Annotated in this window: 12 protein-coding genes; 7 read left to right on the top strand and 5 right to left on the bottom strand. The window is 68.9% G+C overall.

Annotation, left to right across the window (positions count from 1 at the left end; all coding sequences use genetic code 11):
• Positions 1-16 precede the first annotated feature (16 nt).
• Positions 17-3,166, top strand: coding sequence for an efflux RND transporter permease subunit (locus tag AC1P0E_RS08590; RefSeq protein ID WP_482741559.1), 3,150 nt, complete (start codon positions 17-19; stop codon positions 3,164-3,166).
• 77 nt (positions 3,167-3,243) lie between these two features.
• Here AC1P0E_RS08590 and AC1P0E_RS08585 read toward each other — a convergent pair whose 3' ends face one another.
• Together AC1P0E_RS08585 and nadA are read right to left on the bottom strand one after the other, a co-directional pair.
• Positions 3,244-3,645: a YciI family protein gene (locus AC1P0E_RS08585; RefSeq protein WP_482741558.1), complete on the bottom strand. Its 402-nt coding sequence runs from the start codon at positions 3,643-3,645 to the stop codon at positions 3,244-3,246.
• Positions 3,646-3,822: 177 nt separating this feature from the next.
• Positions 3,823-5,010, bottom strand: coding sequence for a quinolinate synthase NadA (gene nadA / locus AC1P0E_RS08580; RefSeq protein ID WP_482741557.1), 1,188 nt, complete (start codon positions 5,008-5,010; stop codon positions 3,823-3,825).
• 245 nt (positions 5,011-5,255) lie between these two features.
• On the opposite strand from nadA, the gene AC1P0E_RS08575 reads away from it, so the two are divergent.
• Positions 5,256-5,612 (top strand): HesB/IscA family protein, encoded by a 357-nt coding sequence (locus AC1P0E_RS08575; RefSeq protein WP_069929089.1) that lies wholly within the window; start codon positions 5,256-5,258, stop codon positions 5,610-5,612.
• A gap of 72 nt (positions 5,613-5,684) precedes the next feature.
• On the opposite strand, the gene AC1P0E_RS08570 is transcribed toward AC1P0E_RS08575, so the two are convergent.
• Complete coding sequence (locus AC1P0E_RS08570) at positions 5,685-7,148, bottom strand: hypothetical protein (RefSeq protein ID WP_482741556.1); 1,464 nt, start codon at positions 7,146-7,148, stop codon at positions 5,685-5,687.
• Between the two features lie 132 nt (positions 7,149-7,280).
• Positions 7,281-7,490: a hypothetical protein gene (locus AC1P0E_RS08565; protein WP_482741555.1), complete on the bottom strand. Its 210-nt coding sequence runs from the start codon at positions 7,488-7,490 to the stop codon at positions 7,281-7,283.
• 179 nt (positions 7,491-7,669) lie between these two features.
• Here AC1P0E_RS08565 and AC1P0E_RS08560 point away from each other — a divergent pair, with 179 nt between their 5' ends.
• Positions 7,670-8,644, top strand: coding sequence for a carbohydrate kinase family protein (locus AC1P0E_RS08560; protein ID WP_482741554.1), 975 nt, complete (start codon positions 7,670-7,672; stop codon positions 8,642-8,644).
• A 148-nt stretch (positions 8,645-8,792) separates the two neighbouring features.
• Here the strand turns inward: AC1P0E_RS08560 and AC1P0E_RS08555 are convergent, their stop codons facing one another.
• Positions 8,793-10,175 carry an aminotransferase class V-fold PLP-dependent enzyme gene (locus tag AC1P0E_RS08555; RefSeq protein ID WP_482741553.1) on the bottom strand — a complete coding sequence of 461 codons (1,383 nt, stop codon included), beginning with the start codon at positions 10,173-10,175 and terminating at the stop codon, positions 8,793-8,795.
• A gap of 283 nt (positions 10,176-10,458) precedes the next feature.
• Here AC1P0E_RS08555 and ctaC point away from each other — a divergent pair, with 283 nt between their 5' ends.
• The 4 genes from ctaC to AC1P0E_RS08535 all read left to right on the top strand — a co-directional run bounded on the left by ctaC (position 10,459) and on the right by AC1P0E_RS08535 (position 14,931).
• Positions 10,459-11,427, top strand: a complete 969-nt coding sequence (ctaC, locus tag AC1P0E_RS08550; protein WP_482741552.1) for an aa3-type cytochrome oxidase subunit II — start codon at positions 10,459-10,461, stop codon at positions 11,425-11,427.
• Positions 11,424-13,163 (top strand): aa3-type cytochrome oxidase subunit I, encoded by a 1,740-nt coding sequence (gene ctaD, locus AC1P0E_RS08545; RefSeq protein WP_482741551.1) that lies wholly within the window; start codon positions 11,424-11,426, stop codon positions 13,161-13,163. Before ctaC ends, ctaD begins: the two co-directional genes overlap by 4 nt.
• Positions 13,160-13,558 (top strand): cytochrome c oxidase subunit 4, encoded by a 399-nt coding sequence (locus AC1P0E_RS08540; RefSeq protein ID WP_482741550.1) that lies wholly within the window; start codon positions 13,160-13,162, stop codon positions 13,556-13,558. The genes ctaD and AC1P0E_RS08540 overlap by 4 nt, the downstream gene beginning before the upstream one ends.
• 113 nt (positions 13,559-13,671) lie before the next feature.
• Positions 13,672-14,931, top strand: coding sequence for a L,D-transpeptidase (locus AC1P0E_RS08535; protein ID WP_482741549.1), 1,260 nt, complete (start codon positions 13,672-13,674; stop codon positions 14,929-14,931).
• The last annotated feature ends 8 nt before the right edge of the window (positions 14,932-14,939 follow it).

Below are 14,939 nucleotides of genomic sequence, written 5' to 3'. Positions count from 1 at the left end.
AGAAGAGAGACCACCCATGTCCTGGCTGTCCAGGTTCAGCCTCGCTCAGCGGGCACTGATCGGCCTGATGTCGATCATTGCGATCGTCTTCGGCGCCATCGCGATCCCGCAGCTCAAGCAGCAGCTGCTGCCCACCATCGAGTTCCCGATGGTGTCGGTGCTGGCGCCCTACCAGGGTGCGTCCCCCGATGTGGTCGAGAAGCAGGTCGTCGAACCGCTCGAAAGCACCATCAAGGCAGTCGACGGCATCACCGGCGTCACCTCCACGGCGAGCGAGGGCAACGCCGTGATCATGGCCCAGTTCGACTACGGCAACGACACCAAGCAGCTCGTCGCCGATGTCCAGCAGGCCGTGAACCGTTCCCGCGCCCAGCTCCCCGACGACGTCGACCCGCAGGTCGTGGCCGGCTCGACGGACGACATACCCACCGTTCTGCTCGCCGTCACCTCCGGCCAGGACCAGCAGGCGCTCGCCGACCGGCTGGAGAACACCGTCGTCCCCGTACTCGAGGACATCGACGGCGTCGGCCAGGTCAACATCGACGGTGTCCGCGATCTTCAGGTCGCCGTCACCCCCGACGACAAGAAGCTCGCGGCGGCCGGCCTGAACGCCGCCGCTCTCGGCCAGGCCCTCCAGGCGGGCGGCGCGACCGTCCCGGCCGGCTCCTTCGCCGAGGACGGCAAGAGCCGCACGGTCCAGGTCGGCGGCGGCTACACGTCGCTGAAGCAGATCGAGGACCTGCGCGTCACCGCGACGCCGACGGGCCAGGGCAAGCCGCCGAAGCCGGTACGCCTCGGTGACGTCGCCACCGTCGAGGAGCAGCCCGCCACCGCGGCCTCCATCACCCGTACCAACGGCAAGCCCAGCCTGTCCCTGGCCATCACCATGGACCAGGACGGCAGCGCCGTCGCCATCTCCGACGCGGTCAAGGACAAGCTCCCCGAGCTGCGCGACAGCCTCGGCGCCGGCAGCGAGATCGCGGTCGTCTTCGACCAGGGTCCGGCCGTCTCCAAGTCGATCTCCGGCCTCACCACCGAGGGCGCCCTCGGCCTGGTCTTCGCCGTCATCGTCATCCTTGTCTTCCTCGCGTCGGTCCGCTCGACCCTCGTCACCGCCATCTCCATCCCGCTGTCCGTCGTCCTCGCGCTGATCGTGCTGTGGACCCGCGACCTGTCGCTCAACGTCCTCACGCTCGGCGCGCTGACCATCGCGATCGGCCGCGTCGTCGACGACTCGATCGTGGTCCTGGAGAACATCAAGCGTCACCTGGCGTACGGCGAGGAGCGCCACTCGGCGATCATCACCGCCGTCAAGGAGGTGGCCGGCGCGGTCACCGCCTCGACGCTGACCACCGTCGCCGTCTTCCTGCCGATCGGCCTGGTCGGCGGCATGGTGGGCCAGCTGTTCGGCTCGTTCTCCCTCACCGTCACGGCGGCGCTGCTGGCGTCCCTGCTCGTCTCCCTGACCGTGGTGCCGGTCTTCTCGTACTGGTTCCTGCGCCCGCCCAAGGGCTCCGAGGGCGTCGACCCGGCCGCTCTGCGCCGCAAGGCGGAGGAGAAGGAGGCACGCAGCCCGCTCCAGCGGATGTACGTCCCCGTCCTGCGCTTCGCGACCCGCCGCCGCCTGATGAGCCTGGCGATTGCGGTCGTCGTCCTCATCGGTACGTTCGCCATGGCGCCGCTGCTGAAGACCAACTTCCTGGACGAGGGCGAGCAGGACACCCTGTCCGTCACCCAGGAGCTGAAGCCGGGCACCAGCCTGGCGGCCGCCGACGAGGCCGCCCTGAAGGTCGAGAAGGCGCTCGACTCGATCGACACGATCAAGGACTACCAGGTCACGGTCGGCTCCTCGGGCTTCGCGGCCGCCTTCGGCGGAGGCACCGGCGCCAACCAGGCGACGTACCAGCTGACCCTCAAGGACGCCTCCGCGTCGGAGGCCACCCAGGAGCGGATCGACGAGGAGCTGGGCAAGCTCGACGGCATCGGCGACACCACGATCGGTGCGGGCGGCGGCTTCGGCAGCCAGGACCTGAGTGTCGTGGTCAAGGCCGGTGACGGGGACGTCCTGAAGAAGGCGTCCGAGCAGGTACGGGACGCGGTCGCCAAGCTCGACGACGTCACCGACGTACAGAGCGACCTGGCTCAGAGCGTGCCGCGGATCTCCGTCACGGCCAACGACACGGCGGCCGCCGCCGGCTTCAACCAGCAGACCCTCGGCGCGGCCGTCGCCCAGGCGGTGCGCGGCACCACCTCGGGCAAGGCGATCCTCGACGACACCGAGCGCGATGTCGTCGTGAAGTCGGCCAGGCCGGCGACCACGATGGACGAGCTGAAGAAGCTGAACCTCGGGCAGGTGAAGCTCGGTGACATCGCCGAGGTGAAGCTGGTCGCGGGTCCGGTCTCCAAGACCCGGATCGACGGCGCCCGCGCCGCGACGATCACGGCCAAGCCGTCCGCCGACAACACGGGCGCGGTGACCGCCGCGCTCCAGACGAAGATCACCGAGCTGAAGAAGGAGCTGCCGGCGGGCGCGAGCGTCGAGATCGGCGGCGTCTCCTCCGACCAGAACGAGGCGTTCGTCCAGCTCGGCCTGGCCATGCTGGCGGCCATCGCGATCGTCTTCATGCTGCTGGTCGCGACGTTCCGCTCGCTCGTCCAGCCGCTGATCCTGCTGGTCTCCATCCCGTTCGCGGCGACCGGCGCGATCGGCCTGCTGCTCCTCACCGGTACGCCCATGGGTGTCCCGGCGATGATCGGCATGCTGATGCTCATCGGCATCGTGGTCACCAACGCGATCGTCCTGATCGACCTGATCAACCAGTACCGCGCCCAGGGTCTGGGCGTCGTCGAGGCGGTCCTGGAGGGCGGGCGTCACCGCCTGCGGCCGATCCTGATGACGGCACTGGCGACGATCTTCGCGCTGCTGCCGATGGCACTGGGCATCACCGGAGAGGGCGGCTTCATCTCGAAGCCGCTGGCGATCGTGGTGATCGGCGGTCTGATCACGTCGACGCTGCTGACGCTGCTCCTGGTGCCGACGCTGTACGCGATGGTGGAGCTCCGCAAGGAGCGCCGCGCCAAGAAGAAGGCGGCCAAGCGCGCGGCGAAGGCGGGCGTCCCGGCCCAGTCCGACACCGACGCGTCACAGGAGCCGGCGAAGGTCTGACCGGCGTACGACACCTGATTCCGCACAGCAGCGAGCCCCGGCATCCCTCACGAGGGGTGCCGGGGCTCGCCCCGTTCTCAGCCTTCGGGCACCTCGGGCGGCCCCTCCGGGACGGCGTGCACCTCGACCGGATCGTTTCCGGGCTTGCCCCCGGGGCCGGGGCAGGCCGACGCCCGCGCGGCGATCTCCAGGGCCCGCTCCTCGTCCTTGACGTCGACCACCCAGTAGCCGGCCAGGATCCGCCCGGGCGCCGCGGGCCCGTCGGTCACCTTCGCCCGCCCGTCGTCGGTCGCCCGTACGGTCTTGACCAGGGTGGGCCCGCCGAGACCGCGCGCCTCCACCAGCTCGCCGGCCGCTCCGATCTCCTGGTTGAGCGCGTCCATGTGCGCGAACATCGCCAGCATGTCCTCCTTTGAGAACGACGACATCATGCCGTCCCACTCATCGGCAGGCACGTTCATCTGGATCATGTACTGCATGTTCCTCACCCTTCCCGGCGGCTGTATGGCCTTGTGAAGAGGTAGACGTCCGGACGCCCCGGAACTCATCGCCTCCACGGTGGCAGGTAAGCCAAGGCGCCGCACCCGGTGACGTGACACAGGTAAGGGGCACCCCGCAATGCGGGATGCCCCTTACCGACGACGTACGGGAAAGACCTACGGCAGCGCCAGCATCCGCTCCAGCGCGAGCTTGGCGAACTGCTCGGTCTCGCGCTCGACCTCGATGCGGTTGACCAGGTTGCCCTCGGCCAGCGACTCCAGCGTCCACACCAGGTGCGGCAGGTCGATGCGGTTCATGGTGGAGCAGAAGCAGACCGTCTTGTCGAGGAAGACGACCTCCTTGTCCTCGGCCGCGAACCGGTTGGCGAGCCGCTGGACCAGGTTCAGCTCGGTACCGATGGCCCACTTGGAGCCGGCCGGAGCCGCCTCCAGCATCTTGATGATGTACTCCGTCGAGCCGACGTGGTCGGCGGCCGCCACGACCTCGTGCTTGCACTCGGGGTGCACGAGGACGTTGACGCCGGGGATGCGCTCGCGCACGTCGTTGACGGACTCGACCGAGAAGCGCCCGTGCACCGAGCAGTGCCCGCGCCACAGGATCATCTTCGCGTTCCGCAGCTGCTCGACGGTCAGGCCACCGTTCGGCTTGTGCGGGTTGTAGAGCACGCAGTCGTCCAGCGACATGCCCATGTCCCGCACGGCGGTGTTGCGCCCGAGGTGCTGGTCGGGAAGGAAAAGTATCTTCTCGCCCTGCTCGAAGGCCCAGTCCAGCGCCCGCTTGGCGTTCGACGACGTACAGATGGTCCCGCCGTGCTTGCCGGTGAACGCCTTGATGTCGGCGGACGAGTTCATGTACGAGACGGGCACGACCTGCTCGGCCACTCCGGCCTCGGTCAGCACGTCCCAGCACTCGGCGACCTGCTCGGCGGTGGCCATGTCGGCCATCGAGCAGCCCGCGGCGAGGTCGGGCAGTACGACCTTCTGGTCGTCGGAGGTCAGGATGTCCGCGGACTCGGCCATGAAGTGCACACCGCAGAAGACGATGTACTCGGCCTCCGGCTTGGCGGCCGCGTCCTTGGCCAGCTTGAAGGAGTCCCCGGTGACGTCGGCGAACTGAATGACCTCGTCACGCTGGTAGTGGTGACCGAGGATGAAGACCTTGTCCCCGAGCTTTTCCTTGGCGGCGCGGGCGCGCTCCACCAGGTCCGGGTCGGAGGGCGAGGGCAGGTCGCCGGGGCAGTCGACACCCCGCTCGCTCTTGGCGTCGGCCTCGCGGCCGAGCAGCAGCAGAGCGAGCGGCGACGGCTGGACATCCAGTGGCTGGGCGGTGGTCACGACACGCACCCTTTCTTGTCTGCGAACACGCTTTTCGTCGATTTGACGTTATCTATCATAACCTGCTTCATGTCACTTTGACGATGCCGATGTCGTCGATGTGACGAATTCCCGTCGCCGCCAGGCCCGTGCCCCCACCGAACGGGGTGTGCGAGCATGAATGTGGAAGACAAGCGCTCAGGCCAGGAATGAATCCGCGGCCGCGCCGGTTGCAAACGTCGGCAAGCAGTCCGTACAACCCGGGAGAGATGTAGATGTCCGTTCAGGACGACAAGACCACCGTGAGCGACGGCATTCTCCTGTCCGACGCCGCCGCCTCCAAGGTCAAGGCCCTGCTGGACCAGGAAGGCCGGGAGGACCTGGCGCTGCGCGTCGCCGTCCAGCCCGGCGGCTGCTCCGGCCTGCGGTACCAGCTCTTCTTCGACGAGCGCTCGCTCGACGGTGACGTCGTCAAGGACTTCGACGGCGTCAAGGTCGTCACCGACCGCATGAGCGCCCCGTACCTGGGCGGTGCCTCCATCGACTTCGTCGACACCATCGAGAAGCAGGGCTTCACGATCGACAACCCGAACGCCACGGGCTCCTGCGCCTGCGGCGACTCGTTCAGCTAAGCCTGAACCGCGTACGAAAGAAGGCGGCGGCCCCGGGATCGGGGCCGCCGCCTTCTTTCGTACGTACGGGACCTACCCGCGCGGCACCGTCTCGCCGCTCCGCGCGTCGACGACCTTCCGGCCGTCCAGCGGCTTGTCCAGCGTCACCGTCTCCTTCAGCTCCTTGGCGATCATGATGCAGGCCCTTTCGGGATCGGGGTTGGTCTCGGTGATCTTCACCTTCACCACCCCGTTCTCCTCGTCGGCCTTCGCCGCGTAGTCGCTGCACACGCCGCCCCAGAAGTGCAGGGTGAGCTTGCGCCCGTCGGCGCTGTACGACTGGACCTGGCGCGGCTCGGCCGAGGGGTCACCGCTCCCGGGCGGAGCCGGCGAGGCAGGGGGCTTGGCCAGGTAGTCGGGATCGACCGCGGGGTGCGTGATCGTGAACGGCTGCGCGCCGCCCCCGGGCTTCACCTCGAAGAGCCACGACGGTACGAGCGCCTGCTTCCCGTCGACGTACTGCGCGGCCAGTCCGAAGACCGCACCGCCCACGGTCACGGGCTCCGGCACGGCCGGCGGCTGCCCGCCGTCCGTCTCGCAAGGCGATTCGGCCTTGCCGCCCGCGTCGTTCTTGTCTCCGTGCGGCACGGGCGTGGCGCAACCACCGATGCCGATCTTGCCGGCACCCTCCCCGGCCTTGTTCAGCTGCTTCAGCGCCTCGTCCGCGCTGATCACCGGGTACTCGGCGCCCTTCGTCAGGCTCTTCAGCTGCCCGCTGCCGCCGACCGGTTCCCCGTCCGAGCCGATCTGGATGCCGGTCGCCCAGCCGTACGTCGGCAGGCCGCCCACCTCCGGGTCGGCGTTCACCACCCGTACCGCGCCCATCAGTTGGCGGGCGTCCAGCTTGGCGTCGCCCTGGCCCAGCGCCTTCAGTACGGGCGCCGCCGCCGCCTTCGCGGCCTTCTCGCTCACCGCGGACCCTTCACCGCCGGGCCGGTCGGACACCTCCGGGCACTTCTCGCCCTTGGAGCAGTCGTCGCTGCCGCTCGGGCCGTACTTCGCGAACGTCCAGGTGCCCGGCGCCTGCTTGTTGACCTGAAGCACCGGCCCCGAGCCGTCCTTCGTGCCGCCGGCCTTCCACGCCGTGCCTTCGGCGCGCGGCTTGCCCGGTACGCCGAGCGCCTCCGCCAGCCGCGCCACCTCGGCCTCGGTGACCGTCCCCGAGGCCCGGTACACGGGTGCCGAGCCGGGTCCCTTCGGCAGCTTCCCGTCGGCGCGGTAGGTCACCCCGCCGTTCGGGTCCGGCTCACCGGGCGCGATGCCCGGCGCGTCCCCATCCGTATGACCGTCGAGGTTGAGCGGCGGCGGAGTGCCGTCGCCCGCCGCCGCGCCGCTCCCCGTACCGCTGCCACCGCCCGAGGCGGTCGACGCCCAGTACGCGGCGCCGCCCCCGGCCAGCAGCACCGCTGCGGCCACTGAGGCGGCGACCAGCGGGGAACGCCGCCTGTGGGCGCTGACCGCGTCCTCTTCCGGTCGTTCCGGTCGCTCGGTGCTCACCGCATCGCTCCTTCGGCTGCTCTGCCGTCCTGTGCCGTACGTCGTATCCCCTTTACGGGGGACACCGGTGGGACGGAGCGGGGGAGCGCACGGTTCCCCATGTACTCCCCGCACGCGCCGCAGGGGCCCGGCTCAGCCCCCGTATTCGGACATCCCGCCCACCAGCCGGGCCGAGGCGGGCGGCACGGTGACGCCGTGGATGAGCGGGGCCGGTACGGGAGGGGCCGCTGCGGCGGCGGGTACCGGCCAGTGCGGAACCATCCGGGCGCAGTCCCCGCGCAGTTCCTCCAGGCCGCCGTCCTGCTCGGTCCGGGCGGACGGCGTAACGCTGTGCTTCTGCATGCGGGATGCTCCCGTTGCTATGGGGGCCGCCACACTGCGGACCCGATGTTGGCACCGTAGGCACCAGCGACGTCCGGAAAAAAGACCTACTATTGGGTAGTTTTGCCGCTTAGTGCGAGGGGGCTACGACCAGGTAGCGTGAACTGTCAACGCCACCCCTCCACAGGAGCGTCCTCGTCGTGCGTATCGCAGTCACCGGCTCCATCGCCACCGACCACCTCATGACCTTCCCCGGCCGCTTCGCCGACCAGCTGGTCGCGGACCAGCTGCACACGGTCTCGCTCTCCTTCCTGGTCGACAACCTCGACGTACGCCGGGGCGGTGTGGGCGCCAACATCTGCTTCGGCATGGGCCAGCTCGGCACGGCCCCGATCCTCGTCGGCGCCGCCGGCTCGGACTTCGACGAGTACCGCGCCTGGCTCGACCGGCACGGGGTGGACACCGGCTCGGTGCGCATCTCCGAGGTCCTGCACACCGCCCGCTTCGTGTGCACCACCGACGCCGACCACAACCAGATCGGCTCCTTCTACACGGGCGCGATGAGCGAGGCCCGCCAGATCGAGCTCCAGGCGGTCGCCGAGCGCGTCGGCGGCCTGGACCTCGTCCTGATCGGCGCGGACGACCCCGAGGCGATGCTGCGCCACACGGAGGAGTGCAAGACCCGCTCCATCCCGTTCGCGGCCGACTTCTCGCAGCAGATCGCCCGCATGACGGGTGACGACATCCGCACGCTGCTCGACGGCGCGACGTACCTCTTCTCCAACGAGTACGAGAAGGGGCTCATCGAGTCCAAGACCGGCTGGACCGACGAGCAGATCCTCGCCAAGGTGGGCCACCGCGTCACCACGCTCGGCTCGCGCGGCGTGCGGATCGAGCGCGTGGGGGACGAGCCGGTAGTGGTCGGCTGCCCCGAGGAAGAGGGCAAGGTGGACCCGACCGGCGTCGGCGACGCGTTCCGCGCCGGGTTCCTGTCCGGGCTGGCCTGGGGCGTCGGCCTCGAGCGTGCGGCGCAGGTGGGCTGCATGCTGGCGACGCTGGTGATCGAGACGCTGGGCACGCAGGAGTACACGCTGCGCCGCGCCAATTTCATGGACCGCTTCACGAAGGCGTACGGCCACGAGGCAGCGGAAGAGGTCCGGGTACACCTGGTCTGACCCCCGGGGCGCCCTACGGGCGTGTCCTCGAACGACGGACGGGCTGGATGGCTGCCGCAACGAAATCCAGCCCCTCCGGCGTTTGAGGAGCGGGGTCCGGGGCGGGCAGGGGACAGCGCCGCAGGCACCGCACCCGCACCCGCACCCGTCAGCTCACGCGTCGCACCACGTACGCCACGCCCCGCTCGGCCGGCCGCTCCCCGACGTACTCCTGCCCCCGCATCCCGCACCACGCCGGAATGTCCAGCCGCGCCGCCTCGTCGTCCGACAGCACCGTCACCGTCCCCCCGACCGGCACGTCGCCGATCACCTTCGCCAGCTCGATCACCGGGATCGGACACCGCTTCCCGAGCGAGTCCACGACGAGCGACGGCTCGTCGGACGGACCGGTGGGGGAACCGACCGGCGCCCCCAGCCGCTCCCGCACCCCCGCCACAGCCCCCGGCAGCACCTCCAAGAACCGGTCCACGTCCTGCGCCGTAGTCCCCGGCGGCAGCGAAACGCGGACATTGCCTTCCGTCAGCACCCCCATCGCCCGCAGCACATGGCTCGGCGTGAGCGTGCTGCTCGTACACGACGAACCGGACGATACGGAGAAGCCGGCCCGGTCCAGCTCGTGCAGCAGCGTCTCCCCGTCGACGTACAGGCAGGAGAAGGTGACGACGTGCGGCAGCCTCCGCACGGGATCGCCCACCACCTCCACATCCGGTACGAACTCGGCCACCTCGGACCGGATCCGGTCCACCAGCGCCCGCAGCCGGACCGCCTCGCCGGCCGCCTCCGCCCGTACGGCCCGGAGCGAGGCCGCCGCCGCCACGATCGCGGGCAGGTTCTCGAAGCCGGCCGCCCGCCCGGACTCCCGCTCGTCGGCGGGCCCTTGGGCCGCGAACCGCACGCCCTTGCGCACCACCAGCAGCCCGACCCCCGCCGGGCCACCCCATTTGTGCGCACTTGCCGTAAGCAGCGACCAGTCGCCCTCCACCGGCCCCCACCCCAGCGACTGCGCCGCGTCCACCAGCAGCGGCACACCCACCGCCCGGCACTGCTGTGCGATTTCGGCCACCGGCTGCTCGGTGCCGACCTCGTGGTTGGCGGACTGGAGGCAGGCCAGCGCGGTGTCCTCGCGCAGCGCCCGCGCGTACGTCCCGGGGTCCACCCGGCCCGCCCGGTCCACCGCGACCTGTGTCGTCGTACCGCCCGCCGCCTCGTGCTCGGCGGCCGAGTGGAGCACCGAGGAATGCTCGACGGCCGAGACGGCCAGGTGACGGCCGACACGCCGACGCGCGGCCAGCGCGCCGGAGATCCCGGAGTGCACCGCGCGGGTGCCGGAAGAGGTGAATACCAGCTCGTCGGGGCGGCAGCCCACCGCTTCCGCCGCCGCTTCCCGCGCCGCGTCGAGGAGCATCCTGGCCCGCCGGCCCTCTCGGTAGAGGCGGGACGGATCGGCCCATCCCTCGTCGAGCGAGGCCAGCAGGGCCTGCCGGGCGACGGGGTGCAGCGGGGCGGAGGACGCGGCGTCGAAGTAGGGCACACCGCCACGCTAATCCCCGTCCTCCCGAAATGACCGGCCGGGCGGTCGGGCGGTCGGGCGGATGGCCGGTCAGACGGCGGGCGGAGGCCGGGATTCCGCCGATAAGCCACCCCTTCGGGGAGGGGTGCGGCGCGTTGGGCACCCTCCCCGCGCGACCCCAAATAGCGTCCAGTAGGGTTTGGTCCGCATAAACATCCAAACCCCTGCCCGCGTCAGGGCCGGCGACCGACCAGTGAGACGGCCGCAACCAACCGCGCGGGCGAGACTCTCGGGAAGGCGCTACGTGAGTCCCAACGGCTCCGACCGCTCGTCGCGGCGCCCGATGCGGCGGAAGCTGCTCCAGGTGCTGACCGCGGGCGTGGTCCTGGCGACCGCCTCTGGTTGCTCGTACACATGGGAAGACTTCCCCCGCCTCGGGATGCCTACCCCGGTCACCGAAGAGGCTCCCAGGATTCTCTCCCTCTGGCAGGGCTCGTGGGCGGCAGCGCTCATCACGGGCGTCCTGGTATGGGGCCTGATCCTGTGGAGCGTCATCTTCCACCGGCGTAGCCGCACCAAGGTCGAAGTACCTCCGCAGACCCGGTACAACATGCCCATCGAGGCGCTGTACACCGTGGTTCCGCTGATCATCGTCTCGGTCCTCTTCTACTTCACCGCGCGCGACGAGTCGAAGCTCCTCGCGCTCGAGGACAAGCCGGCCCACACCATCAACGTGGTCGGCTTCCAGTGGAGCTGGGGCTTCAACTACGTGGAGAACGTGGACGGCGACGCCGCCACGGGCGTGAAGCCCCCCAAGGAGCTCGACGCTATCCCGGACAGCTACACCAAGCAGTTCCCCGCGGGCGCCGAAGGCGTCTACGCGGTCGGCACTCCCGGCGAGCGGAACCCGCAGAACGGCAACCCGGGTCCGACCCTGTGGCTGCCGAAGGGCGAGAAGGTCCGCTTCATCCTGACTTCGCGTGACGTCATCCACTCCTTCTGGGTGGTGCCGTTCCTGATGAAGCAGGACGTCATCCCGGGCCACACCAACGCCTTCGAGGTGACCCCCACGCGTGAGGGCACCTTCATGGGCAAGTGTGCCGAGCTCTGCGGTGTCGACCACTCCCGGATGCTCTTCAACGTGAAGGTCGTCTCCCCGGAGCGGTACCAGCAGCACCTCAAGGAGCTGGCGGAGAAGGGCCAGACCGGCTTCATCCCGTCCGGTATCGAGCAGACCGACCCGGCCAGGAATGCGGAGACGAACAAACTGTGAGCATCCTCAACGAACCCAAGGGTGCCGCGGCGGCAGACGGCTCGTACTACGAGAACGAACTGCCGGTACGGCGCAAGGAGCCGGGAAATGTCGTCATCAAGTGGCTGACCACCACTGACCACAAGACCATCGGCTCGCTCTACCTGATCACGTCGTTCGCGTTCTTCTGCGTCGGCGGCGTGATGGCGCTCTTCATGCGCGCCGAACTGGCCCGTCCCGGCACGCAGATCATGTCGAACGAGCAGTTCAACCAGGCGTTCACGATGCACGGCACGATCATGCTGCTGATGTTCGCGACGCCGCTGTTCGCCGGATTCGCGAACTGGATCATGCCGCTGCAGATCGGCGCGCCCGACGTGGCGTTCCCGCGGCTGAACATGTTCGCGTACTGGCTGTACCTCTTCGGCTCGCTCATCGCGGTGGCCGGCTTCCTCACCCCGCAGGGTGCGGCAGACTTCGGCTGGTTCGCCTACGCCCCGCTGTCGGACGCGGTCCGTTCGCCGGGCATCGGCGCCGACATGTGGATCATGGGTCTGGCCTTCTCCGGCTTCGGCACGATCCTCGGTTCGGTCAACTTCATCACCACGATCATCTGCATGCGCGCACCCGGCATGACGATGTTCCGGATGCCGATCTTCACCTGGAACGTGCTGCTGACCGGTGTACTGGTCCTGCTCGCCTTCCCGGTGCTCGCCGCGGCTCTCTTCGCGCTGGAGGCGGACCGTAAATTCGGTGCGCACATCTTCGACGCGGCCAACGGCGGATCGCTCCTGTGGCAGCACTTGTTCTGGTTCTTCGGGCATCCCGAGGTCTACATCATCGCGCTGCCGTTCTTCGGAATCGTTTCCGAGATCATCCCGGTTTTCAGCCGCAAGCCGATGTTCGGTTACATCGGTCTGATCGCCGCGACGATCGCGATCGCGGGCCTTTCGGTCACGGTGTGGGCGCACCACATGTACGTCACGGGCGGCGTGCTGTTGCCGTTCTTCTCGTTCATGACCTTCCTTATCGCGGTACCGACCGGTGTGAAGTTCTTCAACTGGATCGGCACCATGTGGAAGGGCTCACTGTCCTTCGAGACACCGATGCTCTGGACGGTCGGCTTCCTGATCACCTTCGCCTTCGGTGGTCTGACCGGTGTCATCCTGGCGTCGCCCCCGATGGACTTCCACGTCTCCGACTCGTACTTCGTCGTCGCGCACTTCCACTACGTCGTGTTCGGCACCGTGGTCTTCGCGATGTTCGCCGGATTCCACTTCTGGTGGCCGAAGTTCACCGGCAAGATGCTGGACGAGCGCCTGGGCAAGATCACCTTCTGGACGCTGTTCGTGGGCTTCCACGGCACGTTCCTGGTGCAGCACTGGCTCGGTGCCGAGGGCATGCCGCGCCGGTACGCGGACTACCTCGCGGCCGACGGTTTCACCCTGCTGAACACGATCTCGACGATCGCCTCGTTCCTGCTGGGCCTGTCGATCCTTCCGTTCTTCTACAACGTCTGGAAGACCGCGAAGTACGGCAAGAAGATCGAGGTCGACGACCCGTGGGGCTACGGCCGTTCGCTGGAGTGGGCGACTTCCTGCCCGCCCCCGCGGCACAACTTCCTCACGCTGCCGCGGATCCGTTCCGAATCCCCGGCGTTCGACCTGCACCACCCTGAGATCGCCGCTCTCGAGCAGCTCGAGAACCACGGACAGAAGGACACCGCGCTGTTCGGCGGCAAGGAGGTCGGCAAGTGAAGATCCAGGGCAAGATGTTCATCTGGTTGAGCATCTTCATCCTCGCCATGGCGATCGTCTATGGCGTGTGGTCGAAGGAGCCGGCCGGAACCACGGCGCTCTTCCTGGCCTTCGGCCTGAGCATCATGATCGGCTACTACCTGGCCTTCACGGCCAAGCGTGTGGACGCCATGGCTCAGGACAACAAGGAGGCCGACGTAGCGGACGAAGCCGGTGACGTGGGCTTCTTCTCTCCGCACAGCTGGCAGCCGCTCTCGCTGGCCATCGGTGGCGCGTTCGCCTTCCTGGCCGTCGCCCTGGGCTGGTGGCTGCTGTTCTTCTCCCTGCCGCTGCTCCTGATCGGCCTCTTCGGCTGGGTCTTCGAGTACTACCGGGGCGAGAACCAGAACCAGTAGTCCGTACGCGCGACACTCCCGAGGGGCCCGCTCACCTGCACATCAGGTGGGCGGGCCCCTCGTTTGGCATCTCCCGGCGCGCCGTACGCGCGAAATGTTCCTAATGTGTGATCATGACCCACTCTCCTCGAGTCCGGACGGTCCTGAGCTGCTCTTTGCTGATCGCGTCCCTCGCGGCGGCCGGGACGGCGTGCAGCGGGTCCGGCGACGGCCACCCGCTGTCTGCGGCGCCGTACGACGCGGCGGACCAGGTCTCCTTCAACGCGGCCCAGGGCACGGCGAAGGCGGATCCGGAGAAGCCGCTGGAGATCACGGCCAGGAACAACGACGGCCGGATCACCGATGTGACGGCCTCCGACGCCGCAGGGCGCTATCTGGCGGGCGAGCTCTCCGCGGACGGCTCACGCTGGCACAGCACCGCCCCGCTGGCGGCAGGAACGCGCTACACGGTCAAGGTCGCCACCGAGGACGAGGGCGGCGCGCCCGGCGCGCGCACCCTCTCCTTCGAGACCTCCGTACCGCCGAGGAAACGGCTGCAGGTCACCTTCGGCCCCAAGGCGGGCAAGTACGGCGTCGGCCAGCCCGTCACCGCCGAACTCAGCGTCCCCGTCAAGGGCGAGGCCGCCAGAGCGGTCGTGGAGCGGGCCCTGAAGGTGCGCTCCGCGCCGACGGTGCAGGGGACCTGGCACTGGGTGGACGACAAGAAGCTGCATTTCCGCCCGAAGGAGTACTGGCCCGCCAACGCCACCATCACGGTGAGCAGCACCCTCGACGGCATCAAGGTGGCCGACAGGCTCTACGGCGGCCCCACGAAGCCGCTGCGGCTCACCATCGGGGACCGGCTGGAGGCCATCACCGACGCCGGCTCGCACCAGATGACGGTGATGCGCAACGGGCAGGTGATCAACACCATTCCGGTGACCACGGGCAAGCCCGGCTTCTCCACCCGCAACGGCGTCAAGGTCGTACTGGGCAAGGAGTACTTCGTACGGATGCGCGGTACGAGCGTCGGCATCCCGGAGGGCTCGGCCGACTCGTACGACCTGTCCGTGTACTACGCGACGCGGGTCACCTGGAGCGGCGAGTACGTCCATGCCGCGCCCTGGTCGGTCGGCTCGCAGGGGTCCGCCAACGTCAGCCACGGCTGTACCGGCATGAGTACGAGCAACGCCGAGTGGTTCTTCAAAACCGTCCGTGAGGGCGACATCGTCAAGGTCGTGAACAGCGCCGGCACCGAGATGGACCCGTTCGGCAACGGCTTCGGCGACTGGAACGTGCCCTGGGACAAGTGGCGCATGGGCAGCGCCCTGCTGGCCGGTGTCCGGGAAGGCGGAAGCCCCGTCGACATGGCCAGGCTGCGGCCGGAGGTCTGACGGGGCCT

Source organism: Streptomyces sp. TRD_SC_5 (assembly GCF_056836825.1).
The sequence above is the reverse complement of the archived record's forward strand: the minus strand, read 5'-3'. Positions and strand labels throughout refer to the sequence as shown.

What these genes read in the sequence shown, in the direction of transcription:
- AC1P0E_RS08590 (WP_482741559.1), top strand. Translation starts at nt 17, where the DNA reads ATGTCCTGGCTGTCCAGGTTCAGCCTCGCTCAGCGGGCACTGATCGGC.
- AC1P0E_RS08565 (WP_482741555.1), bottom strand. Translation starts at nt 7,490, where the DNA reads ATGCAGAAGCACAGCGTTACGCCGTCCGCCCGGACCGAGCAGGACGGC.
- AC1P0E_RS08575 (WP_069929089.1), top strand. Translation starts at nt 5,256, where the DNA reads ATGTCCGTTCAGGACGACAAGACCACCGTGAGCGACGGCATTCTCCTG.
- AC1P0E_RS08535 (WP_482741549.1), top strand. Translation starts at nt 13,672, where the DNA reads ATGACCCACTCTCCTCGAGTCCGGACGGTCCTGAGCTGCTCTTTGCTG.
- AC1P0E_RS08585 (WP_482741558.1), bottom strand. Translation starts at nt 3,645, where the DNA reads ATGCAGTACATGATCCAGATGAACGTGCCTGCCGATGAGTGGGACGGC.